Consider the following 26,279-nt stretch of genomic DNA (forward strand, 5'->3'; position numbering starts at 1 on the left):
GGCGACGCCCCGGCCACCGACGGCCCGCCCCCGGCCACCGACGGCCCGGCCACCGTCGGCCGACGGCCGGCCTCCGCCACCCCGCCACCGGCCTCCGGCGCCCCGCCCCGGGCCGATGTCGCGTGACGCCTACTCCAGGACCTCCCCGAGCACCCGTGCCGCCCGCTCCACGTCCGCGAAGCCGACGTACAGCGGAGTGAAGCCGAAACGCAGGACGTCCGGGTGCCGGAAGTCGCCGACGACCCCGCCCGCGATCAGCCGCTTCATCACCTCGCCCGCGTCGTCGCAGCGCAGCGCCACCTGGCTGCCGCGTTCGGCATGCGCCGCCGGTGTCAGGGACTCCACCCGCCCCTCGGGCACGTACCGGGCCACGCACCGCAGGAAGAAGTCCGTCAGCGCCAGCGACTTGGCCCGCACCGCCTCGATCGACACCCCGTCCCACACCTGGAGGGCCGCCTCCAGGGCGAGCATGGAGAGAATGTCCGGAGTGCCGACACGACCGCGCAGGGCACCCGGGCCCGGGGCGTACGCGGGTGCCATCCCGAACGGCTCGGCGTGCGAGTTCCAGCCGGGCAGCGGGGAGTCGAAACGGTCCTGGAGATCCCGGCGCACGTACAGGAAGGCGGGCGAACCGGGCCCGCCGTTGAGGTACTTGTACGTGCAGCCGACCGCCAGGTCCACGCCGTGCTCGTCCAGCCCGACCGGCAGCGCGCCCGCGCTGTGGCACAGGTCCCACACGGCGTACGCCCCCGCCGCGTGCACGGCGGCCGTGAGGCCGGGCAGGTCGTGCAGCCGGCCGGTGCGGTAGTCGGCGTGGTTGAGCAGGACGGCGGCGGTGCGCTCCCCGAGCGCCGAGGGCACCTCGGCCGGCGTCACCGGCCGCAGCGCGCACCCCGTCATCCGGGCCGCCGACCCGGCGATGTACCCGTCCGTGGGGAAGGTGGTGGCGTCGACCAGGATCTCGTCCCGGGCCGCGCCGTCCTCCCGCGCCATCCGCACGGCCGCCACGACCGCCTTGAAGACGTTGACGCTGGTGGAGTCGCCCACGACGATCTGCCCGGGCGCCGCGCCGACCAGCGGGGCGATCCGGTCGCCGATCCGCTCGGGCGCGGTCCACCAGCCGCTCTCCTCCCAGGACCGGATGCGCAGCTCGCCCCACTGCCGCCGTACGACGTCCTCGACGGCGCCGGGGACGGCGGCGGGCAGCGCGCCCAGCGAGTTGCCGTCCAGGTACACCCCCGGGGCGTCACCCGCACGGTCGGACGCCGTGTCCAGGACGAACCGGTCACGCAGCCCGCGCAACGCGTCGGCGGCGTCCAGTTCCTCCGCCTCACGGATCAGTTCAGACATAGGACCGCGCCGTCCACAGCTCGGGGAAGACGTTCTTGCGGGCCCGCTTCTCCAGCCAGGCCACTCCGGCCGAGCCGCCGGTGCCGGTCTTGGCGCCCATCGCGCGCCGGGTGGCGACCAGGTGGTCGTTGCGCCAGCGCCACACCAGCTCGGCGACGTCGGTCAGGGCCTCGCCGAGCCGCGCCAGCCCGTCGTTCTGGTCGCCCTGGTACACGGCCGTCCAGGCTGCCTCCACCTCCGGTGCCGCCTCGTACGGCTGGGACACGTCGCGGTGCAGGACGGCGTCCGGGATGTCGTACCCGCGCCGCGCCAGCAGCCGGACCACCTCGTCGTACAGGCTCGGCTCGTGCAGCGCCTTCTCCAGCTCCGCGTGGACGCGCGGCGAACCGCGGTGCGGTACGAGCATGGACGCGGACTTCTCGCCGAGCAGGAACTCCATGCGGCGGTACATGGCCGACTGGAAGCCGGAGCCCTCGCCGAGGGCACCCCGGTAGGAGTTGAACTGGGCCGGGGTGAGCTGCCCCAGCGGGGTCCAGGAGGCGTTCAGCGCCTCCAGCTCGCGCACCGAGCGCTTCAGCGCGTCGGTCGCCGTCCCGGTGTCGTCACCGCGCAGCGCACGCGCGGCCGTCTCCCACTCGTGGACGATGACGGTGAACCACAGCTCCATCACCTGGGTCGTGACCAGGAAGACCATCTCTCCGGGATCGTCGGAGAGGGTGTGCTGGAGATGGGTGAGCACGTCCGCCTTGACGTAGTCCTCGTACGGCGTGCTGCCCTCGAAGTCGAGATTCGGGGCGTCGTGGGACATCGCTGTCTCCTGATGGCACTCCGGGTAGCGGTCCGCCCCTGCCGTTACCGGCACGGGGGCCCCGGTCCCCATACGGCATCCTCCGCAATCGTGCCGGAAAACCGCAAGGCCCGCCCGTCCACGGGCGGGCCCGTCGGGCACCGCTAGCCGAGCACGTCGGCCGCCGTCGGCGAGGAGTCCCGCAGGAACTGGCTGCAGCGCTCGTACTCCTCCTTCTCGCCGATCGCCTGCGCGGCGCGGGCGAGGGCGTGCAGGGCGCGCAGGAAGCCGCGGTTCGGCTCGTGCTCCCAGGGCACCGGGCCGTGCCCCTTCCAGCCGTTGCGGCGCAGGGCGTCCAGGCCCCGGTGGTAGCCCGTGCGGGCGTAGGCGTACGACTCCACGACGCCGCCCCGCTCGAAGGCCTCGTCGGCGAGCTGCGCCCAGGCCAGCGAGGAGGTGGGGTACTGGGCGGCGACGTCGGCGGGCGAGGTGCCGCCCGCGAGCAGCTCGCGCGGCCCGGGGTCGTCGGGGAGGTGGGTCGGGGGCGGTCCCCCGAGGAGGTTCTCGTGAATGGCCATGGGACCAGTCTGCGGCATCCCGTGAGGGCATATGCGAAGGGCCCGGCGCCCCGAGGACGCCGGGCCTTCCACGGGCCGTGCGCAGGCCGTGCGCGAGCCGTGCGCAGGCCGTGCGCGAGCCGTGCGCCGGCCGTGCACGGGCCGTGCGCGAGCCGTACGGCCGCCGCCGGTTACTTGATCCGGGTGCCCGTCGAGCGCAGGTGGCGGCAGGCCTCGACGACGCGGGCGGCCATGGACGCCTCGGCCAGCTTGCCCCAGGTGCGGGGGTCGTAGGTCTTCTTGTTGCCGACCTCGCCGTCGACCTTCAGGACGCCGTCGTAGTTGCGGAACATGTGGTCGGCGACCGGCCGCGTGAAGGCGTACTGGGTGTCGGTGTCGATGTTCATCTTGATCACGCCGTTCTCCAGCGCGGTCAGGATCTCTTCCTCGCTGGAGCCGGAGCCGCCGTGGAAGACGAAGTCGAACGGCTTGCTGCCGGCCGGCCGGCCGTACTTCTCGGCGACGCCCTCGTTCAGCTCCTTCAGCAGCTCGGGGCGCAGGACCACGTTGCCCGGCTTGTACACGCCGTGGACGTTGCCGAAGGATGCGGCGAGCAGGTAGCGGCCCTTCTCGCCCAGGCCCAGGGACTCGGCGGTGCGCAGCGCGTCGTCGACGGTGGTGTAGAGGGAGTCGTTGATCTCGTGGGAGACGCCGTCCTCCTCGCCGCCGGTCGGGGTGATCTCGACCTCGAGGACGATCCTGGCGGCCTTGGCGCGCTCCAGCAGCTCCTGGGCGATGGACAGGTTGTCGGCCAGGGTCTCGGCGGAGCCGTCCCACATGTGGGACTGGAAGAGCGGGTTGCGGCCGGCCTTGACGCGCTCCTCGGAGATCGCCAGCAGCGGGCGGACGTACCCGTCGAGCTTGTCCTTCGGGCAGTGGTCCGTGTGCAGCGCGATGTTCACGTCGTACTTCTCGGCGACGATGTGCGCGAACTCGGCCAGCGCGACGGCGCCGGTCACCATGTCCTTGCTGTGCTGGCCGCCCAGGAACTCGGCACCACCGGTGGAGATCTGAACGATGCCGTCGCTCTCCGCCTCCGCGAAGCCGCGCAGCGCCGCGTGCAGGGTCTGGGAGGAGGTCACGTTGATGGCCGGGTAGGCGAACTTGCCTGCCTTCGCCCGGTCCAGCATCTCGTTGTAGACCTCGGGAGTTGCGATGGGCATTGTCCGCTCCTTGTATGTGCGGGTGGGCTGTGTCGTGCGTGCTTACGGCCCTGACCTAGACCATGGGGCACCTTGGGGGCGACGTCATCGTCGGCCCCATCTTTCCAGACGAAGCGGAATCGGCCGAGTGGACCTCGGCCCCGGCCTCAGTCCAGGCCCAGCTCATCCTTGGCGTACGCGTACAGGTACGGCACCCCCGCGCCCTCCTGGATCTTCTCGGCGGCGCCGGTCGCCCGGTCGACGATCGTCGCGACGGCGACCACCTCGGCGCCGGCCTCGCGCACGGCCTCGACCGCGGTGAGCGGGGAGCCGCCGGTGGTCGAGGTGTCCTCGACGACCAGGACGCGGCGGCCGGCGATGTCCGGGCCCTCGACGCGGCGCTGGAGGCCGTGCGCCTTCGCGGCCTTGCGGACGACGAAGGCGTCCAGCTTCCGGCCCCGCGCGGCGGCGGCGTGCAGCATGCTCGCGGCGACCGGGTCGGCGCCCATGGTCAGCCCGCCCACCGCGTCGAAGTCCAGGTCGGCGGTGAGGTCCAGCAGCACCTGCCCGACCAGCGGCGCGGCCTCGCCGTCCAGGGTGATGCGGCGCAGGTCGACGTAGTAGTCGGCCTCCAGACCCGAGGAGAGGGTCACCTTGCCGTGCACCACGGCCTTGTCCTTGATCTGCTGCAGCAGCGCGCCGCGTACCTCGCTCATGGTGGCCAGCTTAAAGCCGGCGCCAGCTCCAGGTCGTCGTGGCCTCCAGCGGCTCCAGAGGCGTGACCAGGCGCGGGTGGGTGTTCAGGCCGTTGGGCGGGCCGGTCTGCGGCTCCACGCACACGGCGGCCTCCTGCTCGTCGTAGACGACCACCCACTCCTCGGGGCTGGTCACCTTCAGCTCCAGCAGCCCGGGCCAGGTGAGGGTGACGTCGACGCCACCGGGCATGCCGAAGCAGTCGTCCCACGGGCCCGGCTTCGGGTCGGTGCGGTCGCCGGTGGGCAGGTGGTCGTCGCCGCGCTCCTCCTGCCAGGCGGGGTCGAAGGCGAGGGCGACGTCCGACCCGTCGATGCTCCGGTTGAACCACGGGTGCCAGCCGAGCTGCGCCGGGAACGACGACTCGTACGTCTCGACGGACATCGTCAGCGTCAGGGCGTCCTCGGCGAGCGCGATCTGCTGGGTGACGCGGCCGGAGTAGGGCCAGGGGTCGGCGAGGTCGTACGTGAGGACGGCCTCGTTCCGGGTGGTGCGGGCGGTGCGCCAGGTGGCGTCGCGGCCGGTGCCGTGGATGGCGTGGGGCGGGCTGTTGAGCGGCAGCCGGTGGACGGTCGCTCCGTCGCGGAAGCGGCCCTCACGGACCCGGCCGCACCAGGGGACCATCGGGAAACAGCCGTAGCGGTCGCCCTGACGGAGCAGTTCGACGCCGCCGACCCGGAGCCCGGCGACCCGGCCGCCGTCGCCCGGCCGGACGGTCGCCTCCGCGTCGCCCGCGGTCAGAGTGATCTCTTCGTTACTCACGGGACGACCCTACTGGGGCGATCAAGAGGGCGCCCGCGCCGTGCTGCTCCGGCCGCGCTCACCTGCGCCGGCGCAGCGCGCGGCCCACCACGATCGCCGACGCCACGACCAGTGCCGCGGCGGGGGCCGCCCAGCGCAGGGGGGTGCCGGGGGTGGTCGACTGCGGCGCCGGGACGGGGGCGTACCGGCCGCGCGGCGGGGCGTGGTCCACCTCCTCGGCGCTGCGCCCGATCATCGTCCGGCGCGCGTGCGCCGCCTCGGCGGGCGGCTCGGCGATCGGCCCGTCGGAGGACTCGGCGGGCGGTTCGGCGGAGGACTCGGCGGGCGGTTCGGCGGAGGACTCGTTCGACGGCGCCTCGTCGGCGGTGGCGTCGAGGGAGGACGGGGGGACGTCGGCGTCGAAGACGGGGGAGGCGGGGGACGCGGGCGGGGCCGGGGAGGACTCGGCGGGTTCGGACGGCCCGGCGGGTTCGGACGGCTCGGCAGGGGATGCGGGTGGTGCCGGGGCGTCGTCCGCGTCCGGGGCCGCGTCGAGGTCGCCGGTGGCCGTGGGCTCGAAGTCCTCGGTGGCCTGCGACTCGACCGAAGCGGCGTCCGGCGTTGCCCGCCCTGACTGCTCCGCCTGCTCCGCCTGCGCTGCCTGCGCTGCCGCCAGGTTCTCCGCGAACCGGGTCAGCAGCCGGTGCACGGCCGAGGCGACCGCGTCCTGCGGCAGCTCCGTGACCCGGCCGTCGGCCGTGGCCGTCCCGTCGAACGCGAGGGCGGCGCCGCCCTCGGCGTCCCGGAGGCGGACCGTCAGCTCGAACGTGGCCTTGCCGCTGCCGCGCGCCTCGGCGCCCTCGCCCTCGACGGTGTACGCCCCGTCCTGGCGGGCGGACAGCCGGGCCGAGCCGCGGTAGGTGATGGAGTGACCGCCGACGCGCATCTTCAGCCGCCCGGCGACCGGTTCGGCGCCCGCGTCCTGTTGGAGCCCGGGCACCGCACCGGCGACCCGTGCGGGGTCGGCCAGCACCTCCCTGAGCCGCTCGGCCGGAACCGGAACGAACACCTCATGCTCCATGTCGACGCAGCCTACCCACGAGTCGCCGCGTCCACCCCTTGTCGGCGCGAAGTCACGCGGCGAGGACGGCGGGCGCCACGCGGCCACGGGCGGTGCGCGTCACGCGGCCAGCGGCGCGTGTCAGACGGCCGGCGGCGCGTGCCAGACGGCCCGCGGCGCGCGTCGGACGGCCGGCGTCATGGCGCCGCGCCGGCACCGGCCCGACCCGTACCGCCGCCCGGCCGTACCAGTCCCGTCTCGTACGCCAGCACCACCGCCTGCGCCCGGCTGGCCAGACCCAGCTTGGTCATCGTGCGGTTGAGGTGGGTCTTGACCGTGGCCTCGCTGATGAAGAGACGGTCGGCGGCCTCGGCGTTGGTCAGGCCGCGGGCGACCAGTTCCAGTACCTCGACCTCCCGGCCGGTCAGCGCCGTCAGACCGGGCGGCGGACCGGAGTCCGGCGCCGCGCTGTCGGCCAGCTGTGTGAACGCCTCCACCAGGCGCCGGGTGACCGCGGGGGCGAACAGCGCGTCGCCGCCGTGGACCGCGGTCACCGCGGCCAGCAGCCGCTCCGGGCCGGCGTCCTTGAGCAGGAAACCGGACGCACCGGCGCGCAGGGCGCCGTACACGTACTCGTCGAGGTCGAACGTGGTCAGGACGAGCACGCGGGGCGCCGGGTCCACCGCATCGGCGAGGATGCGGGCGGTGGCCTCGATGCCGGTCATTCCGGGCATGCGGATGTCCATCAGGACGACGTCCGGCCGGGTCCGGGCGGCCAGCTCCACCGCCTGGGCGCCGTCGGTGGCCTCGCCGACGACCTCCATGCCGGGGGCGGCGCGCAACAGGGCGGCCAGTCCGCTGCGTACGAGGAACTGGTCGTCGACGACGAGCACGCTGATCGGGTCGGGGCCGGGGCCGGGGCCGGGGTGGTGCCCGGAGGGTTGGTCGGTCATTCCGTGACGGCGCCTTTCCGGCGCGCTGCCGGTGCCGGCGTCGGCAGGGTCAGGTGCACGCCGAATCCCCCCTCGCTGCGCCGCCCGGCATCGATCGTCCCGCCGTAGAGCTTGGCCCGCTCCCGCATGCCGATCAAGCCCTGGCCGCCGTGCTCGCGCAAGGTGTCCGGTTCCACCCCCTCTCCGGTGCCTCCGTCATCGGTCACCGACACCGTCACCTCGCCCGCCCGGTAGGCGAGTTCGACGGTGGCGTGCGCGCCGGGCGCGTGTTTGAGGACGTTGGTCAGGGCCTCCTGGACGATGCGGTACGCGCACAGCTGCACGCCGGGCGGCAGCGGGCGGGGCTCGCCGGTGACGCTCAGCTCCACGCCGACGCCGCCCGCGCGCACTCGGGCGATCATCTCCGCGAGCTGGTCCAGGCCGGGCGCGGGGGTGCTCTCCGCGCCCTGTACGCCGTCGGCGCGCAGCAGGCCGAGCATGCGGCGCAGTTCGGCGAGGGCCTCGCCGCTGGCGCCCTCGATGGTGTCGAGGGACTCGCGGGCGGTGCGGGCGTCGGAGGTGAAGACGAAGCGGGCCAGGCCCGCCTGGACGTTGATGACGGCGATGTGGTGGGCGACCACGTCGTGCAGCTCGCGGGCGATGCGCACCCGTTCCTCGGCGACCTCGCGCCGGGCCCGTTCGGCCTGCTCGGCGCGGAGCTGCCGGGTCAGCTCCCCGGTTCGGCGGACGATGTACCCGAACCGCCAGAGCACCAGCGGGAAGCCGACTGCCTGGCCGGCCACGGACGCCATGGCGGCGGAGTCGGTGACCAGTCCGGCGTAGATCCACACTCCGGCCAGCAGGGCGGCGCAGGCCGCGGCGGCCCTGGTGGGGCGCAGGGAGGCGACCGTGTAGAGGGCGAGCATCGGGCCGAAGGAGTTGACCACCGGCCAGTGGCCGAGGGTGATGTAGACCGCCCAGCAGGCGTGGACGGCGAGGCAGACGGTGACCGGGGCCCGGGTGCGCAGCGCCAGGGGCAGGTTGACGCCGACGACGAGGATCCAGGCGAGCGGGTCGAGCGCGGGCCACCCCTGGGCGACGGCCTCGGTGCCGAGCAGGGCGGCCACGGTCGTCAGCGCCGCGGCGATCAGGCCGTCGGCCACCAGGGGGTGCGGACGCATTGCCGCAGGGTAAGTCCGGCGGGAGGGCGGAGGCGTCCTCTCCGTGCCGTACCGCGGAAGTTGCAGACGGCGCCCGGCGGCTACCGCACAGGTTGGGGGGAGATCCACCTCGCGCGGGATTCGGGCTCCGGCGTGACGGCCGTATCTTCTCGATGCGAACGGTCCACCGGGGGGTCACGGGGGATCACGGCGGTCCGCCCCTGTTCCGGGGGAGGGCGGACCGCCGTGCGCGACCCCGGCCGTTCGGCGACCTCGGCCGGTCGGCGACCTCGGCCGGTCGAGGGCGGCTGCCGGTCGGTGGCGGGGGTGCGGCGGGGGGCTTCCGGTCAGTAGCGGGGGTGGGTCAGCGTCGACGGCGGCAGGTCCGGCACCTGGCTGCGGGCCGCCGCCCGGGCGCCGGCGGCGAGCGCCGCCTCCGTGAGCGTGCGCGGCCGGGGGCCGTCGGCATCGAGGCGGAGCGCGGGGGGCGTGCGGGGGGCGGCCAGGACGAACCCCCAGTCGGCGGCGGTGCGTCCGGAGCCCGCCGGAGTGCCGGTGACGCGGCCGGTGACGCGGTAGGAGGCGGTGCGGAATCCGGCCGCCCGGAGCGTCGACTCCACCGTCCAGAACGCCTCGGGCCGCGAGGCGACCGGACCGGCGTGCACCACCAGCCGCCCGCCGGGCGCCAGCACCCGCCGGGCCAGGCCGTAGAACTCCTGCGAGTACAGCTTCGTACTGGCCGTGAAGGCCGGGTCGGGCAGGTCCGAGATCACCACGTCGTACGTCGCCGGGGGCGCCCCGCGCAGCCGGCGGAAGGCGTCGCCCGTCGCCACGTGCACCCGGGGGTCGCTGTAGGCGTGCCCGTTCAGCGCCGACAGGGCGGGGTCGTGGCGGGCCAGCCGGGCCAGGCCGGGGTCGAGTTCGACGACGTCGACCCGGTGCACGTCCGGGTGGCGCAGCACCTCCCGGGCGGCGAGACCGTCGCCGCCGCCGAGGATCAGCACGCGCGCGTGCGGGCCGGCCAGGGCGGGGTGGACCAGCGCCTCGTGGTAGCGGCTCGCGTCCCCGCCGCCGGTCCGCAGCCGGCCGTCCAGATAGAGGCCGAGGGACCGGCCGTCGGTGCCGCCGGTGAGGATCACCTCCTGCACGCCGGTCTGGAGGGCGACGCGGACGTCCGGGCCGTAGACCGCGTGCCGGGCGGCGCGTTCGAAGTCGTCGACCAGGACGGTGGCGGCGGCCAGGGTCACGAGGACCGCGGCGTTGGCGGCCAGCAGCAGCCGGCGGTCGCGGCGGGTCAGGTCGCGCCGGAACAGGACGAGGACCAGGGCGGCGCCGACGGCCGCGTTGACGGTACCGGTGAGCAGGGCGCCGGTCAGCTGGCCGAAGACCGGCAGCAGGAGGAAGGGGAAGGCCAGGCCGCCGATCAGGGCGCCGACGTAGTCCGCGGCGAACAGGTCGGCGACGGCACCGCCCGCGTCCTGGCGGCGGATGCGCTGGATCAGCTCCATCAGCAGCGGGACCTCGGCGCCGATCAGCAGGCCGATGGCGAGCGAGAAGACGACCAGGAGGAACCGGGGGCCGTGCACCCACAGCCCGCCCCAGTCACCGGTCCAGGCGAAGAGGGCGTACAGCACCATGGCGCTGCCGCCGCCGACGAGGGCAAGGACGGCCTCGACCGCGCCGAAGGCGACCGCGGCCCGGCGGCGCAGCCGCTTGGCGGCGAGCGAGCCGACGCCCATCGCGAACACCATGACGGACAGGACGACGGAGGCCTGGGTGACCGAGTCGCCCATCAGGTGCGAGGCGAGGGCGACCAGGACCAGTTCGTACACGAGTCCGCAGGCCGCGCAGACGAAGACGCCCGCGAGGACCAGGGAGCGCCCGGTACCCGGCCGGACGGGCAGCCACGCGGCGGCAGGACCGGGGACGTCGGCGCCGCCGGACACGGAGGTGTCACGGCGCCCATCGGGGCCCACGAGCACGTCGGTGCCGCCGGACACGCAGGTGTCACGGCGCCCATCGGGGCCCACGAGCACGTCGGTGCCGCGGGGACGGCCACCGGTGCCGCCCGAAGGCGGGGCGCCACCGGGCCCGCCCGGGTGACCGGCCCCATGGGGTCTGCCCGGGCCGCCACCGCCTACGGAGCCGGCAGGCCCGTCCGGGCCACCGCACCCGTTCGGGCCGCGCCCGTCCGAATCGCCGACGCCTTGCGAACCGCCGTCGCCCTCCGGGGCACCGTGGCCTTCCGGGGCACCGTGGCCCTCCGGGGCACCGTGGCCCTCCGGGTCACCGGGTCCGTACAGGTCACCGGAGCCTTCCCCGCCACCGGCCTCTCCCGGGCCCCGGTAGCCGCCGAGCCCGCCCGGGCCACCGGCGCCGTCGAGTCCTTCCGGACCGCCGGAACCGCCGCCACGACCGCCGGAACGACCGCCGGAACCACCACAGGAACCACCGGCGCCGCCGCGTCCGCCCGGGTCACCGGCATCACCCGGCCCGCCCGAGCCAAGCGAGCCACCGGAGCCGCCCGAGCCACCCGAGCCGCCCGGCCCACCCGAGCCGCCCGGCCCACCCGAGCCGCCCGGCCCACCCGAGCCGCCCGGCCCACCCGGGCCGCCCGAGCTGCCAGGGGCGGCCCAAGGGGCGGGCGTGCCGGGCGGTGCGGGGGCGTGCTGCTCGATCACGGTGTGACGTTACGTCACTCCTGCGGTGCGCTTCGTCACCCACACGTGTGGATCTGTCGTTCAGATGCGCGCCGCAGGTTTAACCCGCTCACATCCCCGACGGGCTGAGCTGCGGCGCGGCATCCGACGTCGCGGTCCGCACCCCCACGCGGGTACGGGTCGCCACCAGCTGCCCGTCCTGCGGGTACGCGTGCCACGTCCGCCACTGCACCTGCCCCTCGTGGCGCTGGGCCAGCAGGGCCGTGAAGGCGTGCGGGCTGCCGGGGAAGACACCGGCCAGACCGTGCGGATGGTCGGAGACCAGGGCCAGCAGCTCCTGGGCGCGGCCCGCGAAGGAACCCGGCGAGAGCAGTTCCACCCGGGCCGCGAACTCGTACTCCCAGTCGTCGACCCGCTTGGCCACGCCCAGCGGCAGGGGCGTGCTGCTCCCGGGGATGCAGGCCACCGTCTCCGAGCACACGCCCCGCTCCTCCTCCACAAGCACCTGGTGGGAGGCACCGAGGAGTCTCAACTGCATCTTGGCGCCGGTCAGTTCGAGGTCGAGGGTGGCCAGCGCGGGCAGTGGTTCGCGCCCCAGCGCCCAGGCGAGGTCGGCGGCGCGCGTGTCGGTGTAGGAGGTGTTCAGAGTCGTGAGCATGGATCGGCTCCGCAAGCACACAAGGGGAGGAAGGGGCGGGTCCAGCGCACGCCGGTCGCGCCGGGCGTGCGGCCCGGTCGACCCGGCCGGCCGGTCGGGTGGGGTCCGCAGGACGGCCGGGGGGCTGCGTCGGTGTGGGAGAGGCAATCATGAACTGAGGCGCCGCCACAGCGTTTTTACCCAACATCGTGGCGTTTCCATCCCTCAGAGGGCCCCCCAGCGCAACTGTGCAACCACAGCGCGCGCCCCCGCCCGTGAGCGTGCGCCAGTGTGTGCGAATACCCGCCGGGGACCGTTCGCGGAGACACCCGCCGGGGCCCGCTCCCGAAAACGCGGAACGGGGCCCGCTCCCAGGCGCGGGCCCCGTGGCACGGATGCGGTTTCCCCCGTACGAAGCTCAGCTGCCCCGTGTCAGCTGCCTCCACCGCATCCGCCGCCGCCCCCTCCCCCGCAGGACGAGCCGCCCCCGGAGGACGAGCCGCCGCCGGAGGACGAGCCGCCGCCGCAGGAGTGGCCCCCCGAGGAACCGCCGTCGGAGGACCCGGACCAGCCGGCGTCACCCACCGCCACGCCGCCGGCCCACCAGCTGTGGGTGCCGGAGCCGCCGTGCGACCGGTGGCGGTATCCCGCCGGCCGGGCCGTCCGCCGCGCCCCGCTGCGGGCGGCCGCGACGATCCCCATGGCGAAGGCCGCCACCGCGACCACCACGATCACTGCCAGGACGATGCCGAGGACCATGGCGTCATCCCCCTTTCGATGCCCGATGCCATCGAAGCAACCCCCCGTGGGCGCCTCGCTCGTTGCGTGACCTGGACATGCCCTCGGCCACAGCGCCCCAAAGCAGAGTTGAGGAACTCCAGAGCTTCGGCGCAGGATGACCGGCATGACCTCCACCGCGCGCCCCTTCCTCAACCGCCGGCTCGCCGAGTTCGGGACGACGATCTTCGCCGAGATGTCCGCGCTGGCGGTGCGGACCGGGGCGATCAACCTGGGCCAGGGCTTCCCGGACACGGACGGCCCCGAGGAGGTCAGGGAGGCCGCCGTACGGGCGTTGCGCGACGGACGCGGCAACCAGTACCCGCCCGGCCCGGGCGTCCCCGAGCTGCGCACCGCGATCGCCGACCACCAGCGCCGCCACCACGGTCTGGCCTGTGACCCGGACACCGAGGTCCTGGTCACCGCGGGCGCCACCGAGGCCATCGCCGCCGCGCTGCTGGCCCTGCTGGAACCGGGTGACGAGGTGATCGCCCTGGAGCCGTACTACGACTCGTACGCGGCCTGCGTCGCCATGGCGGGCGGCACCCGCGTCCCGGTCACGCTCCGCCCGTCCGCCGAGGGCCACGGCCCCTTCCGGCTGGACCTGGACGAGCTGCGCGACGCCGTCACCGACCGCACCCGCCTGCTGCTGATCAACACCCCGCACAACCCCACCGGCACCGTGCTGACCCGCCGGGAGCTGGCGGCGATCGCCGAGCTGGCCGTGGAGCGGGACCTGCTGGTGGTGACGGACGAGGTGTACGAGCACCTGGTGTTCGACGACGCCGAGCACGTGCCGCTCGCGTCCTTCCCGGGCATGCGCGAGCGGACGGTCACCATCTCGTCGGCCGGCAAGACCTTCTCGTACACCGGCTGGAAGGTCGGCTGGATCACGGCCGCCCCGGCCCTGGTCACGGCGGTGCGGTCGGCCAAGCAGTACCTGACGTACGTCTCCGCGGGCCCCTTCCAGTACGCCGTCGCCGAGGCGCTCGCGCTGCCCGACTCCTACTTCACCGGGCTGAGGGATGATCTGCGGGCCAAGCGGGACCTGCTGGCGGCGGGGCTCGCGGAGGCGGGCTTCGGCGTCCACCGGCCCGCCGGCACCTACTTCATCACCACCGACATCCGCCCCCTCGGCCAGGCCGACGGCTTCGCCTTCTGCCGGGCCCTGCCGGAACGGGCCGGTGTCGTCGCCATCCCCAACGCGGTCTTCTACGACCACCGGGAGGCCGGCGCCCCCTTCGTCCGCTTCGCGTTCTGCAAGCGGACCGTTAAGTTGCGCGAAGCAATCGACAGGCTGTCTGACCTGCGGAAACGCAACTAACGGCACGAGTTGGCCCCGCCCATGCGCCACGGGGGATGCGCACAGACGGGGCCGTTCACGGGACCGCCGAGGGGTTGTCAGGACCCCCCGACGACGGGCACCGGGTTGTCTGGCCGGTCGAGCCAAACCCGCTCCCCCTCGCTGTCCACGGTGAGCCCGAACCGCTCGAACCCCGGCCGCCCCTGTTCCTCCCACCAGAGGTAGGCGGCCACCACCTCATTCCACAGATCACGGGGGCCGGATTGGTAGACCTCGAATTCCTCGCGGTCCGGCACGTAATCGACCGTCGCCCACGACGTGACGGCCGTATCCCGCAGCCACAGCGTGTAAGAGCCGTCGTCGTAGTTCTCGGCCCACGGGAAAGCCTCGGGAACCTGCCCGCCGATTGCGAACATGACGGGCCAGTCCCCCACCGATTCCGGGGAAATGCTGGTCATGCTGCGCCGCCCGTCCGCTGGCCACTTCCGGCCGCCGAGGTATTCGCGGACGTGCTTCCGCTCGGTGCGCTGATCACGTAGCCGCATGAATGCTGAGGACCCGACGAACCACCCGGTAGCCGTTTCGTCGTCGGCCACAGCGAGACGAACGACCCCTTCCCCGCCGTATGTCGGTCCCCATGGTGCGACGATGATTCCGCCCGGTTTCGTCTGCGTCACCCACTGCTGCGGAACTCGGCCGATTGATGCCGTGGCGATCACCCGGTCATACGGGGCCCCCTCGGCGTATCCCTCGGCCCCGTCCCCGATGATCGAGGCGGGATCGAATCCGGCGTCATTCAGGCGCTTACGCGCATCCCTCGCGCTGGCCCCGTCCACTTCCACGGTGAACACGTTCTCAGCGCCGACCCGGTGAGAGAGCAGCGCGGCATTCCATCCGGTACCGGTGCCGATCTCCAACACCTTGTGACCCTCTTCGACGCTCAGCGCGTCCAGCATCGAAAAGACCATGGTTGGCATGGAATTCGAGCTTGACGGGATCTTGCCTTTGCCGGGCCCGGTGTATGCGCCGTCATCCCATTGGGTCGCGATCGGCGCGTCACGGTAAACGGCCTGCCACCACGCCTCGGGTTCCTCACTGCGGATTACTCGGTCATCCTGCCGATTCATTCCAGCGCGGCCGGGCCAGATCACATCCGGAATGAACAGATGACGGGGCACCGCGTTGCACGCGGGCAACCAATCGCTTTTGAGTGCGCCCTTTTCCATGAGCGCGGAGGCGAGCCCCTGCGGACCCGCCTCCTTTTCGCTGTTCGTGCTCACGTTCAGCGGCCGTCCGCCGGGCCCTGGCCGTCGTTCGTGTTGCCGCCCTCGTCCGAGCCGCCCCCGCCGTGCTTGTTGCCGCTGTCGCTGTCGTCCTGGGGGTTGCCGCCGTCGGCCATCGTGAGCCACCAAGCACGCATTTCCGTACCTCCTGTTTCAGCGAACCGATACGCAATTACGCATCGGCGGTAGTTCCCGCCCTCTGCCGGAAATCGAATGAAAGACAGGGGAGCCTTCAACTCTCATGCGGCGGCAAGGGGCGGAGTCTATAGGCGTCCGGTCGCAGCCATCACGGGTATCGCGGTACTCAGCGCGGCCACGATGAATACGAACACGGACCAACCGAATCGGCGGACGTAGCGCATTAGAGCCGCACCACTTGACTGGGCGGGACCAGCCATTCACGACCGCCGTTCTCGGGCCAGATGAAAGCCGTGTTCCGTTTTCGGCGTTCGTTCGGCGGGTCGGCCGGGTCCTCGTAATCCTTGATCACGTCGCGCAGGATTCCGACTCGTCCAGCGCTGTCCTTGACCCGCTTTCCCACGTCGCTACTCGTGATCATCTCGGGCACCTCCCGGAAGCGTGCCGGTAGACCACAGCGGGCGGACCACCGACCCGTGCCAGCATTCCGCGCCGCACCGGCTCAAGGCTCCGGATCGGCTTGTTGCAGTCCGGGCACGTCTCGCCGCTCGGGGCGTAGGTCATGTACTCCGACTTGCTCGCATCCGTGCCCGGCTCGGTCTGGCCCGCCATGGTCGCCGTCCCCTCGTCTCGGTCGGGAAGATCGTCACTCCGGGCCAACGTCCGCACTAGCGGCCACCTGTATGCCAACTGTCGGCCAGACTGGACGCATGGGGAGCAGCGTTGGGGCCAACATCAGACGAGAGCGTGAACGCCTCGGGTGGAGTCAGGCACGGCTAGCGCGGGAGGTCTGCCGGGCCGCTGGTGTCCAGGGTGAGCCGGTCGGCCGCCAAGAGGTGAGCCGGTGGGAGAGGGGGAAGCGCACGCCGCGCGAATGGTTGCCGTTCCTGGCCGCTGCGCTGGCCGTCCCCGTGGAAGCCCTCGGAGAGCCACAGACGCCCGCAACGCCGCCTTTGCCGACGCTGGCCGACTTCCTCCCCGCCGAGGACCCGCTAGAGCCTCTGAGCGGCCGTACAGGCGGCCGTCTCGGCATGAGGCAGGTGGACGACCTGCAACAGCGCGTGCACGGCCTACGGCTTGCCGATGACTTCCTAGCCGGTGGGGATCTCATGCGGCCCGCACTGCGAGAGCTTCGAAAAGCTGTTCGAATGTATCGAGAGCATAGTTACGCCGATCTGACGGGTCGTCAGCTTCTCGTCCAGATCGGTGAGTTGGCGCAGATTGCCGGATGGATTGCCAGCGATGCCGGACAGCACGAGGAAGCCGAGAGGATTTACCGGCTCGGTCTCAGCGCGGCGACGCAAGCCGAGGACCGGACGCTAGCCGGGAACCTTGCCGGATCGCTGGCCTACCAACTCACCAACACTGGCAGGGAAGTTGAAGGGCTCACGCTTGCCCGCGCAGCTCTCGACGGGGCCGGGCCAGACGCTTCCCCGAAAGCCCGTGCGCTGTACCTCGACCGGGTTGCATGGGCCCACACGAAAGCGGGCGGCGCCGAGAACGCACAGCAGGCAATGAGAGCCCTCGGGGAAGCCAGCGAGGCTATAGCCGAGGACAGCGAGGAAACCGAGTCACCGGCTTACTTGTATTGGGTGGACGCCGGGGAGTTGCGCGTCATGGAATCCCGCGTCTACACCGAACTACGCCGACCGCTCCGAGCCGTCCCCTTGCTGCGGGAAGTCCTCGGGAAATACGACGCTACGCACACGCGCGAAATGGCCCTCTACCTCTCGTGGCTCGCTGTGGCCTACGCAGACGCCAACGAACCCGAGGAAGCGGCGGCGACTGCGGAACGGGTCATCTCGCTGTCGGCCGACGTGTCCAGCGAGCGGACAGCGGAACGGGTGCGGGTGGTGCTGGCTCGGCTCGCGGAGTACGCCGACGTACCCGAGGTGAGGGCCGTTCTCGACGCAGCGGCGTAACGCAAAGTAGCCGCGAAAACGGCCGGCTGCGAGCACGAGAATCCGGACATTGGTACGCACTCGCGGCGTGCTTGCCGACTGCCCATCATGCACTGTGTCGAGAACGCAAAAGACCCCCGACGGTCCGAACCCACAGCGGGGCCGGTCCCTCGGGGTCGAGCGCCCCGTAACGTCACGGGGTGGTGCGTGCATGGTGCCGGTATCACGCGCTGTGAGCGCGGGGAGTTCGACGACTCCAAAACCCGTAGCCATGTCGGCCTGCTATACGCTTGCGGTTGGAATAGGCCCCAATTCGGGGTCATCCCCCACCCTCTTGGTGACTTTCGGTAACCTTGAGCGCAGTCACCTAGTGTGAAATCCGAGCCGCATTCGCAGTGAAGCGCAGCGCGTCAAGGTCACCAAGGATCAGGCATCGGCTCATCACGGGTTCCGGTGGGGTTCGGCTTTCGAATGGCCACCCTCTTGTTTGCTCGCGCTGCTGCTGCCTCTCGCTGTGTCTACTGCGTGTGATGCCAGCGGCACAGCAATTGCAGATTCTCTAGGGCGCGGTTATCGCCGGGGGTGATGTGGTCAACGTCCGCGCCCTTTGCCTCGCACCGCAGACCCGTATCCCGTAGAACCCCCTCACAGCGACCCCCCGCCCGTCGAATCACTCGGGCCCGTATGCGCTCCCAATTGGCTGGTAGCCGCTCGCGCCGGTTGCTTGTCTCCCATGCCATAAGGCGTGTCCTCTCGACAGCGAGCGGGGCCGGTAGTCCGATCACCGACCCCGCAAAAGCGTTCAGACCATCCGCGAACTGACAATGCCGTCCCGCGAGTAGTGGTTCTGACGAGTCTTGTCGATATTGGCCTTTACTCGCTCGTCCGTCTGAATCGCCGTGGCGTTGATGTCCTCCATCGGGGCCGTCAGGAATTCCCCGGACAGGAACGGGTCGGTCTCGCCAACCTGCCGAGTAATCGTGCTGATGGCCGTGGATAGATCAGCCTGCAACCAAAACGGCACGGTCATCGGCCGGAACGTCGGAACGCTCACGGAACCCCCTTGCATCCGGGTGAAGACCCGGCCTGCGGGGCGGGATGCCCCTACAGGGAGCGTGGCGCTTGTGGGTCTGCCCTTCACCAAGTGAGTGCGTTAAGCGCCGTGCTCATGTCTTCACCGGCTGCAAGCGGACCGGTGTGCTGGAGGAGGCGGTGAGCCGCCTCAAGGGGCTCACGGGCTGAGCGCCCACCGGCCGAGCCGGCGGAGCCGACGGGGCCCGGGGTTTTCCACAGGCTGTGGACGAGCGCGGCGCTTCCCCCGCCGGCCGGCACGGCGAGAGCCCGGCCCCGGCACGCCACCTCGGTGGTCCGCGCCCCGGCCGGGCCCTCCTTCACGTACGGCGCGTACCCGGTCGTACTCGCCGGCACGCCGCTCTGTCAGGCGGACTACGTCTCGCCGGGCGGTCTACTCCTCGCCGTCCTGAGGCTTCTCCGCGTCGTTGACCTCCTGCTCCAGGCCGAGCTGCTCCACGAGCCACCGGTCGAACTCGATGGCGGCGCGGACCCAGCTGACCGTCGAGGACACGAAGTGCTCCAGGCTCACGCCCATGCCGATCAGCATCTGCGCCTCGCCGATCAGGCGGACGGTGCCGTCGTCGTGGGTGTGGGTGTAGAGCTTGGGCCACAGCGTGCGGCGGTTCCAGTCGTCGATGGACTCGAGCAGCTGCGGCTTCTCGTCGATCTTGTGGGGCCGGTCGTAGAACGTCCGCACCGAGAAGACCTGCTGGTCACCCTCGCCACGGAACATGAAGTACGTACGGAACTGCTCCCACGGCGCCGCGAGGTCGCCCTCGTCGTCGACGACGTACTTGAGCTCCATCTGGTCGAGGAGCTGCTTCACGAGGTCCTGATCCGGGACGACGGGGCCCGCCGGTCCTTGGGGCTGCGGCTCGGGCTGCTGGCCCCCGAAGTTCGGAATCGAGGACGGGTCGATGCTCACCGTGATTTTCCCTTCGTACGGATCCCGCCATCCTCCCCCATGCGGGGAGGGGCGTGGCAAGCCTGCCGGTGCGCTGTCAGCCCTGAGCTGACATGATCCGGCCGGTCGGGTGGACGCCCGCGGAACCGAGGAGGGGGCACGGCGAGAGCACGGAACGGCGCGGCGCAGCCGCCGGGGAGGACGCCGGGGCGTACCGGGCGGTGGCTGGTGGCGGCCGTCGTGACGGTGCCTTCGCTGGTCCTGTCGCCCTTCCTCGTCGCCTTCGTGGGCATCGTCCTGTCCGACTCCGACTACCCGCCGGACGGGGGCCGGAACCGGTCACCTGTCCGGACGTGCTCGTTCCGCGCACCGAGACCTGCCCGGTCCCCGTCGGTCTCTGTCCGGAAGCGGGCCGGCACGGCGGGCCGCCCGGCCATGCCGCGGCCCGCTCCGTGAAGGTGAGCGCTCCCGGGCTCACAGCGTCTTCTCCGGTGCCGCGGGCCCCACGATCAGCTCGTCGCCGAAGCGGTCGACGCGGACCGTGTCGCCGTCCTTGATCTCGCCGGAGAGGATCTCCTTGGCGAGGCGGTCGCCGATGGCGGTCTGGACGAGGCGGCGCAGCGGGCGGGCGCCGTAGGCCGGGTCGTTGCCCTCGTGGGCCAGCCAGGCCAGCGCCTCGTCGGTGACCTCCAGGGTCAGCCGGCGCTCGGACAGGCGGCGGGCCAGGCGGTCGATCTGGAGCCGGGCGATCCGGCTCAGCTCGTCCTTGGTCAGGGCGGAGAAGACCACCAGGTCGTCCAGCCGGTTGAGGAACTCCGGCTTGAAGGAGGCCCGGACCACCTCCAGGACCTGCTCCTTCTTCTCCTGCTCACTGGTGACCGGGTCGACCAGGTACTGGCTGCCCAGGTTGGAGGTGAGCACCAGGATGGTGTTGCGGAAGTCGACCGTCCGGCCCTGTCCGTCGGTGAGCCGCCCGTCGTCCAGCACCTGGAGCAGGATGTCGAAGACCTCGGGGTGCGCCTTCTCGACCTCGTCGAGCAGCACGACGCTGTACGGCCGCCTGCGCACCGCCTCCGTCAGCTGGCCGCCCTCCTCGTACCCGACGTAGCCGGGCGGGGCGCCGACCAGCCGGGCGACGCTGTGCTTCTCGCTGTACTCCGACATGTCGATGCGGACCATCGCCCGCTCGTCGTCGAACAGGAAGTCGGCGAGCGCCTTGGCCAGCTCGGTCTTGCCGACGCCGGTGGGCCCGAGGAAGAGGAAGGATCCGGTGGGGCGGTCGGGGTCGGCGACCCCGGCGCGGCTGCGGCGCACGGCGTCGGACACGGCCCGCACCGCCTCCGTCTGCCCGATCAGCCGCCTGCCCAGCTCGTCCTCCATGCGCAGCAGCTTCTGCGTCTCCCCCTCCAGCAGCCGGCCGGCCGGGATGCCGGTCCAGGAGGCGACGACGTCCGCGATGTCGTCGGAGCCGACCTCCTCCTTGACCATGGTGTCCCCGGCGACCTCCTCCTCGGCCTCGGAGGCGGCCTCCAGGTCCCGCTCGACGGCCGGGATCTCGCCGTAGAGCAGCTTGGAGGCGGTGTCGAAGTCGCCGTCGCGCTGGGCGCGTTCGGCCTGCCCGCGCAGTTCGTCGAGCTTCTCCTTCAGCTCACCGACGCGGTTGAGGGACTGCTTCTCCTTCTCCCAGCGGGCGGTGAGGCCCCGCAGCTCCTCCTCCTTGTCGGCGAGGTCGCGGCGCAGCTTCTCCAGCCGTTCCAGGGAGGCCTGGTCGGTCTCCTTGCCGATGGCCAGCTCCTCCATCTTCAGCCGGTCGACGGCGCGCTGCAGCTCGTCGATCTCGACGGGCGAGGAGTCGATCTCCATGCGCAGCCGGGAGGCGGCCTCGTCGACCAGGTCGATGGCCTTGTCGGGCAGGAAGCGGGAGGTGATGTAGCGGTCGGACAGGGTCGCGGCGGCCACCAGCGCGCTGTCGGCGATCTGCACCTTGTGGTGGGCCTCGTACCGTCCCTTGAGCCCGCGCAGGATGGCGATGGAGTCCTCGACGGTCGGCTCGGCGACCAGCACCTGCTGGAACCGCCGCTCCAGCGCCGGGTCCTTCTCGATCCGCTCCCGGTACTCGTCGAGGGTCGTGGCGCCGACCATGCGCAGCTCACCGCGGGCGAGCATGGGCTTGAGCATGTTCCCGGCGTCCATGGCGGAGTCGCCGCCGGCTCCGGCGCCGACGACGGTGTGCAGCTCGTCGATGAAGGTGATGATCCGGCCGTCGGAGTCCTTGATCTCGGCGAGGACGGTCTTCAGCCGCTCCTCGAACTCGCCGCGGTACTTGGCGCCGGCCACCATGGCCCCGAGGTCGAGCGCGACGAGGCGCTTGTCGCGGAGGGACTCGGGCACGTCCCCCTTCACGATCCGCTGGGCGAGCCCCTCGACGACGGCGGTCTTGCCGACGCCGGGCTCGCCGATCAGGACGGGGTTGTTCTTGGTCCGGCGGCTGAGCACCTGCACGACCCGCCGGATCTCCTGGTCCCGCCCGATGACCGGGTCGAGCTTGCCCTCCCGGGCGGCGGCGGTGAGGTCGGTGCCGAACTTCTCCAGGGCCTTGTACTGCCCCTCGGGGTCGGCCGTGGTCACCCGGCGCCCGCCGCGGGCCTTCTGGAAGGCGGCCTGCAGCTTCCCGGCGTCGGCGCCCTGGCCCTGGAGGACCTCACCGGCGGCTCCGCCCTTGGCGGCGATGCCGATGAGGAGGTGCTCGGTGGAGAGGTACTCGTCGCCCAGCTCCTTGGCCCGGGCCTGGGCGTCGGCGACGACGGCCAGCATCTCGCGGTTGGGCTGCGGGGGCGCGACGGTGGACCCGGTCACGCTGGGCAGCCCGGCGAGGATGCGCTCGGCGCCGGAGCGCACGGCGGCGAGGTCGGCCTCGACGGCGGCCAGCAGGTCGGTGATGTTCTCGTTATCTTGCTGTCGGCCTTGTCCCTGGAGCAGAGCCAGAAGCAGGTGGGCGGGGGTGAGGTCGGGGTGCCCCTCGGTCACGGCCCGGTTGCTGGCCGCGTTGATCGCGTCCCGGCTCCGGTTGGTCAGCTCGGCGTCCACGTTCGGCTTCTCCTCCTAGCGTCCAGTGCTGACTCAGACAACGTACACAAAGTTGAGTCTATTCCACTCAAGGACAAAACGGGATGCCCGTGCGGACGCACTGGACTCGGGACGGAGGATCGGTTGGTTCCGGCCAGGCCCGGAGCCGGTCGATGCCAGGAAATGTCCCCCGAAAAACTGCAGCGGCGTCACCGTGTTCAGGTCACGGTGACGCCGCTGCGGGGGAAGCACCTGAGCGATCTGTTACGACGGGGGAATCGCGTCAGGCACTGCGGGGGGTGGCTGAGATGGTCCTCGGTGCGGGAGCGTCCGGCTGCGCGAGCCGGTGGTCCCGCTGGTCCAGGTTCACAAAGATCATTCCGTACCGGATGGCACACCGCACGGGCTGCGGAGCACCCCGGGGCCGGCGCAGGCACCGGTACGCCCGTACGTCTCCGTCGTCGTCCCGCGTGACGACGACCGGCTCGCCGAACACGGTCACCATCAGCGAGTCACCGCTGTGGGGGATGGCGGTGACCAGGTCGATGAAGTGCCAGCCGGAGCGGTAGGCGGTGGCCATTTCGCGGCGGAAGGAGCGGTCGTCGGGTGGAGTCGTCATGTCAGGACCACGCACTGTCGTTCGTGCTGACCACTCCGCCCACGTCGGCAGGGCCGGCGGAGACCACCGTCACTGACGATCCGCTGTTCGCTCGAGCGTCACCCTTCTCGACGGAGAGGCCACTCAGTGTTCCGAAGGCCACAACGGCGGAGAAGGCGGCGACAAGCACCGAGCGAAGCATTCTCTTAGGCATAGTCGGCTTCGTCCTCACTTGAAGGTCCCCTCGATCCCCCGTCGGATAAGACGATGGCTCATTCAGGCACGTGGTGGCCACAGAATCGGTGCATCATGTTCCTGCACGTTCAGGACCCTGGGGGGTGGAGATTTGACAACAAATCGGGCTAAGACGATACATCCCCACGCCATCACTGAACTGTGCGAGGAGGGCGGGCGCCTCTACGCGAACGCGCTGCGCACTGGACGTATCGCCCGCGCCGACGCGGAGCCCGCCCCGTGCCTGATGGAGTTCGCGCTCCTTCACCCCGACCCCGACGACGCGAACTGGCTGCGTCCGGTGCCCCCTTCGGTCGCCCTCGCGCGGCGGCTGAATCCGATCGAGCGCGAGATCTCCGAACGCAGACGCACCTCGATCGAACTGACCGAGGCGTTCGAACCGTTCATGGCCCTCAGCGCACAGGGCGCCGCCCAGCCCCACTCGATCACCGTGCTGGAGGGGCTCGATCGCATCAACGCGGCCCTCGACCTGGCCACGGACCAGTGCCTTGCCGAGATGCTCACCGTCCAGCCGAGCGCGCGCCACCCCGAGCGCAGGCTCGTCGAGGCGCTGGAGCGCGACAGGACCCTGATCGAGCGGGGCGTGCGCATCCGGACCCTCTACCAGCACACGGCCCGCTACAGCCCCGAACGTCTCGCCTATGTGGACCAGTTCCCCAACGGCAAGGCCGAGTACCGCACCATCGACGAACTGGTCGAACGCCTCATCATCTGCGACGAGACCGTCGCCTTCATTCCGATCCGGGAGGACCGACAGGTCGCCCTGGAGATCCGGCATCCAGGTCTCGTCCGCTACCTGGTCAAGGTCTTCGAGTTCATCTGGAGCCGCGCGGTACCGCTCACCGCCGGCGCCCCCTACGAGACCGCCCCCGACGGCATCACCGACATCCAGCACTCCATCGCCAAGCTCCTGGTGGAGGGTCACGTCGACGAGGCCATCGCCCGGCGCCTGGGCATGAACGTGCGCACGTGTCGCGCCCACATAGCCAAGCTGGCGCAGGCTCTCGGCAGCGGTAGCCGGGCCCAGCTCGGCTACCTCATCGCGCAGTCGGGGATTCTCGAGCAGGGGCGCCGCGGCAGTGGAGGAGACGGTCACCCGTGACCGGGAAGGTGCACGGCCACGGAGCCGAGGAACTGTGCGAAGCGGGCCTCAGCCTCTACGCCCGCGCCCTGCGCGAAGGACGAGTGCACGCTTCATCGGCCGAGTCGGTGCCCTGCCTGGAGGCGTTCGGGTTCCTGCGGCCCGTCCTGGATGACACGAACGGGCTCGAGCCCGTCGCCCCGGCCGTCGTTCTGCACCGGCTGCTCCGTACCTCCGAGGACCGCATCGCAGCCGAACGCAGACGCACCGAGCAACTGGCCGAGAGCTTCGAGCCCCTGATGCGGGTGAGCGGGCACGACGCCTCGCAACTGACGCCTTTGATCACCGTCCACAGCCACAAGGAACGCATCGGACAGGTCATCGACGACGCCATGGCCGAGGCCAGTGAGGTACTCGCCATCCAGCCGCACAACAGCTACGCGCCCACCACGACCCACTTCTACGAGGCCGCGCTGAGGCGAGACCAGGCCCTGCTGGACCGAGGCGGCCGGATCCGGGCCCTGTACCAGCACACACTGCGCCACGCGCTGCCGATCGCCGCCCGCTACGAACAACTCCGGGGCGACGTCGAGGCGCGCACCCTCGACGAGGTCACCGAGCGGCTCATCGTCATCGATCGCACCGTCGCCTTCATCCCCGCCAACACCGACCGGTCCCTCGCCCTGGAGGTCCGTCACCCGGCCCTCGTGGAGTTCTTCGCCACCACCTTCGACCGCCTCTGGCGCCTGGCCACCCCCATGCACCCGCACGCCGTCCAGCAGCCCACCCTCAACGGCGTCACACCGCGCCAACGCGCCATCGCCGCGCTGCTGATCGAGGGGCACACCGACGCCGTCATCGCCGACCGCCTCGGCATGAACGTCCGTACCGCGCGGGTGCACATCGCCAAGCTCGCCGCCACCCTCGGCAGTGAGAGCCGGGCTCAGCTCGGGTATCTCATCGGGCGGTCGGGGATCCTTGACCGGGAACCCTGACGGACGCGGACGTGGGGGTCGGGCCGTCCAGACCGGCCTGGGCGATGCGGACGCCCAGCTGGGTGCGGCTGGCCGCGCCCAAAGTGTCCGACAGGCGGGCGATGTGCGCCCGGGCCGTGCGTACGCTGATGCCGAGCCGCTCCGCGATCACCGCGTCCTGGTGGCCCTCCGCCAGCAGCGCCGCGATGGACCGCTCGCGGTGCGAGATGCCCTCGATACCGGTGTCGGGCAGCGGTGCGGTCAGGGGGATCGCGAGGCGCCACAGGCGTTCGAAGACCGTGGCCAGGTACGCGATCAGCGCGGGGTGGCGCAGTTCGAGCGCCATCGTGCGGTCGGAGTTGGCGGGGATGAAGGCGACGGTGCGGTCGAAGAGGATGAGGCGGTCGATCACCTCGTCCAGCGTGCGCGCCTCCACCGCGTCGCCCATCAGCTCCAGGTAGTTGAGCAGCCCCTGGCCGTGCCGCGCCACGTGCGTGTACAGGTCCCGCATCCGCACCCCGCGCCCGCGCAGTGCCAGCGCCCGGTGCAGTCCCTCCGACAGCTCGTGCTCGCGGCGGATGCCGCCGGGCTGCACGGTGAGCACCTCCGTCGTGCACGCCTGGGTCGCCTCGTCCATCGCGGCCTGGATCCGGGCCAGTCCGTCCAGGACGCGGATCGCCGCGCCGCCCTCGGCCGCTGCCGGGGACGGCCGCACCTGACGGCCCAGCCCGGCGTACCACTCGAAGGCGGCCACGGCCGAGCCCACCCGCCGCTGGCTGGCGCTGACCTCGTCGTACACCCCGCGCAGCAGCCGGGTCATCACCTCCTGCGGGGAGGTGGGCACCAGCCAGTCCATGTCGTCCGGGTCGGGGTGCAGCAGGGCCAGCTCCAGCAGGCACGGCACCGGCTCGGCGTCCCGGCGCGGCACGCGCCCCCGCCGGACGGCCCGGGAATACACCCGGTCCCCGGCCTCGCACAGTCGGTCAGCGCCGTGTGGATGCTCGTCCGTCCCGGGCCCGGCCATCGCCCATCTCACCCCCGGTTTCCGCCTCGTTCCGCAGCGCAACTATGCGCGGCCGGGACCGG

24 protein-coding genes are annotated in these 26,279 nt (G+C 71.8%); 4 read left to right on the forward strand and 20 right to left on the reverse strand.

Annotated features, from left to right (window positions below; translation table 11 throughout):
- Positions 1 to 129 precede the first annotated feature (129 nt).
- The 12 genes from kynU to ACLGIH_RS15810 all read right to left on the reverse strand — a co-directional run bounded on the left by kynU (position 130) and on the right by ACLGIH_RS15810 (position 12,598).
- Positions 130 to 1,350, reverse strand: coding sequence for a kynureninase (gene kynU, locus ACLGIH_RS15755; protein WP_416525876.1), 1,221 nt, complete (start codon positions 1,348 to 1,350; stop codon positions 130 to 132).
- Positions 1,343 to 2,230, reverse strand: coding sequence for a tryptophan 2,3-dioxygenase (locus tag ACLGIH_RS15760; protein WP_416525877.1), 888 nt, complete (start codon positions 2,228 to 2,230; stop codon positions 1,343 to 1,345). Before ACLGIH_RS15760 ends, kynU begins: the two co-directional genes overlap by 8 nt.
- A gap of 71 nt (positions 2,231 to 2,301) precedes the next feature.
- The gene (locus ACLGIH_RS15765) at positions 2,302 to 2,715 is read right to left on the reverse strand and encodes a DUF3151 domain-containing protein (RefSeq protein WP_416525878.1); all 414 of its coding nucleotides are present in this window, start codon (positions 2,713 to 2,715) and stop codon (positions 2,302 to 2,304) included.
- Positions 2,716 to 2,885: 170 nt separating this feature from the next.
- Positions 2,886 to 3,917: a class II fructose-bisphosphate aldolase gene (gene fbaA, locus ACLGIH_RS15770; protein ID WP_416525879.1), complete on the reverse strand. Its 1,032-nt coding sequence runs from the start codon at positions 3,915 to 3,917 to the stop codon at positions 2,886 to 2,888.
- 146 nt (positions 3,918 to 4,063) lie between these two features.
- Positions 4,064 to 4,612, reverse strand: coding sequence for an orotate phosphoribosyltransferase (gene pyrE, locus ACLGIH_RS15775; RefSeq protein ID WP_416525880.1), 549 nt, complete (start codon positions 4,610 to 4,612; stop codon positions 4,064 to 4,066).
- A 10-nt stretch (positions 4,613 to 4,622) separates the two neighbouring features.
- Positions 4,623 to 5,411 carry an aldose epimerase family protein gene (locus tag ACLGIH_RS15780; RefSeq protein ID WP_416525881.1) on the reverse strand — a complete coding sequence of 263 codons (789 nt, stop codon included), beginning with the start codon at positions 5,409 to 5,411 and terminating at the stop codon, positions 4,623 to 4,625.
- A gap of 58 nt (positions 5,412 to 5,469) precedes the next feature.
- Positions 5,470 to 6,471: an SRPBCC domain-containing protein gene (locus ACLGIH_RS15785; protein ID WP_416525882.1), complete on the reverse strand. Its 1,002-nt coding sequence runs from the start codon at positions 6,469 to 6,471 to the stop codon at positions 5,470 to 5,472.
- 176 nt (positions 6,472 to 6,647) lie between these two features.
- Positions 6,648 to 7,403: a response regulator gene (locus tag ACLGIH_RS15790; RefSeq protein ID WP_416525883.1), complete on the reverse strand. Its 756-nt coding sequence runs from the start codon at positions 7,401 to 7,403 to the stop codon at positions 6,648 to 6,650.
- The gene (locus ACLGIH_RS15795; RefSeq protein WP_416525884.1) at positions 7,400 to 8,563 is read right to left on the reverse strand and encodes a sensor histidine kinase; all 1,164 of its coding nucleotides are present in this window, start codon (positions 8,561 to 8,563) and stop codon (positions 7,400 to 7,402) included. The genes ACLGIH_RS15790 and ACLGIH_RS15795 overlap by 4 nt, the downstream gene beginning before the upstream one ends.
- Before the next feature lie 326 nt (positions 8,564 to 8,889).
- On the reverse strand, positions 8,890 to 10,488 hold the full coding sequence (locus tag ACLGIH_RS15800; RefSeq protein ID WP_416529393.1) for a polyamine aminopropyltransferase: 1,599 nt from the start codon (positions 10,486 to 10,488) through the stop codon (positions 8,890 to 8,892).
- A gap of 823 nt (positions 10,489 to 11,311) precedes the next feature.
- Complete coding sequence (locus ACLGIH_RS15805; RefSeq protein ID WP_416525885.1) at positions 11,312 to 11,860, reverse strand: DUF2617 family protein; 549 nt, start codon at positions 11,858 to 11,860, stop codon at positions 11,312 to 11,314.
- Between the two features lie 411 nt (positions 11,861 to 12,271).
- The gene (locus tag ACLGIH_RS15810; RefSeq protein WP_416525886.1) at positions 12,272 to 12,598 is read right to left on the reverse strand and encodes a hypothetical protein; all 327 of its coding nucleotides are present in this window, start codon (positions 12,596 to 12,598) and stop codon (positions 12,272 to 12,274) included.
- 136 nt (positions 12,599 to 12,734) lie between these two features.
- Between ACLGIH_RS15810 and ACLGIH_RS15815 the strand changes: the two genes are divergently transcribed.
- Entirely contained in the window at positions 12,735 to 13,940 is a 1,206-nt protein-coding gene (locus ACLGIH_RS15815; RefSeq protein ID WP_416525887.1) for a pyridoxal phosphate-dependent aminotransferase, read from the forward strand.
- Positions 13,941 to 14,017: 77 nt separating this feature from the next.
- Here the strand turns inward: ACLGIH_RS15815 and ACLGIH_RS15820 are convergent, their stop codons facing one another.
- The 3 genes from ACLGIH_RS15820 to ACLGIH_RS15830 form a co-directional block, all read right to left on the reverse strand.
- Positions 14,018 to 15,199, reverse strand: a complete 1,182-nt coding sequence (locus ACLGIH_RS15820; RefSeq protein ID WP_416525888.1) for a methyltransferase domain-containing protein — start codon at positions 15,197 to 15,199, stop codon at positions 14,018 to 14,020.
- A 2-nt stretch (positions 15,200 to 15,201) separates the two neighbouring features.
- Positions 15,202 to 15,339 (reverse strand): hypothetical protein, encoded by a 138-nt coding sequence (locus ACLGIH_RS15825; RefSeq protein ID WP_189985180.1) that lies wholly within the window; start codon positions 15,337 to 15,339, stop codon positions 15,202 to 15,204.
- 224 nt (positions 15,340 to 15,563) lie between these two features.
- Positions 15,564 to 15,770 carry a hypothetical protein gene (locus ACLGIH_RS15830; RefSeq protein WP_416525889.1) on the reverse strand — a complete coding sequence of 69 codons (207 nt, stop codon included), beginning with the start codon at positions 15,768 to 15,770 and terminating at the stop codon, positions 15,564 to 15,566.
- Positions 15,771 to 16,050: 280 nt separating this feature from the next.
- Here ACLGIH_RS15830 and ACLGIH_RS15835 point away from each other — a divergent pair, with 280 nt between their 5' ends.
- Positions 16,051 to 17,262: a helix-turn-helix transcriptional regulator gene (locus ACLGIH_RS15835; RefSeq protein WP_416525890.1), complete on the forward strand. Its 1,212-nt coding sequence runs from the start codon at positions 16,051 to 16,053 to the stop codon at positions 17,260 to 17,262.
- 781 nt (positions 17,263 to 18,043) lie between these two features.
- On the opposite strand, the gene ACLGIH_RS15840 is transcribed toward ACLGIH_RS15835, so the two are convergent.
- From ACLGIH_RS15840 to ACLGIH_RS15855, 4 genes are all read right to left on the reverse strand, one after another.
- A complete protein-coding gene (locus tag ACLGIH_RS15840) occupies positions 18,044 to 18,295 on the reverse strand; it encodes a hypothetical protein (RefSeq protein ID WP_416525891.1) in 252 nt (83 codons plus the stop codon).
- A gap of 411 nt (positions 18,296 to 18,706) precedes the next feature.
- Positions 18,707 to 19,240 (reverse strand): YbjN domain-containing protein, encoded by a 534-nt coding sequence (locus ACLGIH_RS15845; RefSeq protein ID WP_416525892.1) that lies wholly within the window; start codon positions 19,238 to 19,240, stop codon positions 18,707 to 18,709.
- A gap of 453 nt (positions 19,241 to 19,693) precedes the next feature.
- Positions 19,694 to 22,306: an ATP-dependent chaperone ClpB gene (gene clpB / locus ACLGIH_RS15850; RefSeq protein ID WP_416525893.1), complete on the reverse strand. Its 2,613-nt coding sequence runs from the start codon at positions 22,304 to 22,306 to the stop codon at positions 19,694 to 19,696.
- A 262-nt stretch (positions 22,307 to 22,568) separates the two neighbouring features.
- The gene (locus ACLGIH_RS15855; protein ID WP_416525894.1) at positions 22,569 to 22,904 is read right to left on the reverse strand and encodes a hypothetical protein; all 336 of its coding nucleotides are present in this window, start codon (positions 22,902 to 22,904) and stop codon (positions 22,569 to 22,571) included.
- Between the two features lie 325 nt (positions 22,905 to 23,229).
- On the opposite strand from ACLGIH_RS15855, the gene ACLGIH_RS15860 reads away from it, so the two are divergent.
- Together ACLGIH_RS15860 and ACLGIH_RS15865 are read left to right on the forward strand one after the other, a co-directional pair.
- Positions 23,230 to 24,240: a helix-turn-helix transcriptional regulator gene (locus tag ACLGIH_RS15860; RefSeq protein WP_416525895.1), complete on the forward strand. Its 1,011-nt coding sequence runs from the start codon at positions 23,230 to 23,232 to the stop codon at positions 24,238 to 24,240.
- Positions 24,237 to 25,214, forward strand: a complete 978-nt coding sequence (locus tag ACLGIH_RS15865; RefSeq protein ID WP_416525896.1) for a helix-turn-helix transcriptional regulator — start codon at positions 24,237 to 24,239, stop codon at positions 25,212 to 25,214. Before ACLGIH_RS15860 ends, ACLGIH_RS15865 begins: the two co-directional genes overlap by 4 nt.
- Here ACLGIH_RS15865 and ACLGIH_RS15870 read toward each other — a convergent pair.
- Entirely contained in the window at positions 25,177 to 26,217 is a 1,041-nt protein-coding gene (locus ACLGIH_RS15870; RefSeq protein WP_416525897.1) for a helix-turn-helix transcriptional regulator, read from the reverse strand. The genes ACLGIH_RS15865 and ACLGIH_RS15870 overlap by 38 nt on opposite strands.
- Positions 26,218 to 26,279: the final 62 nt, after the last annotated feature.

This window comes from Streptomyces hamibioticus, assembly GCF_047946815.1.
GTDB lineage: Bacteria > Actinomycetota > Actinomycetes > Streptomycetales > Streptomycetaceae > Streptomyces.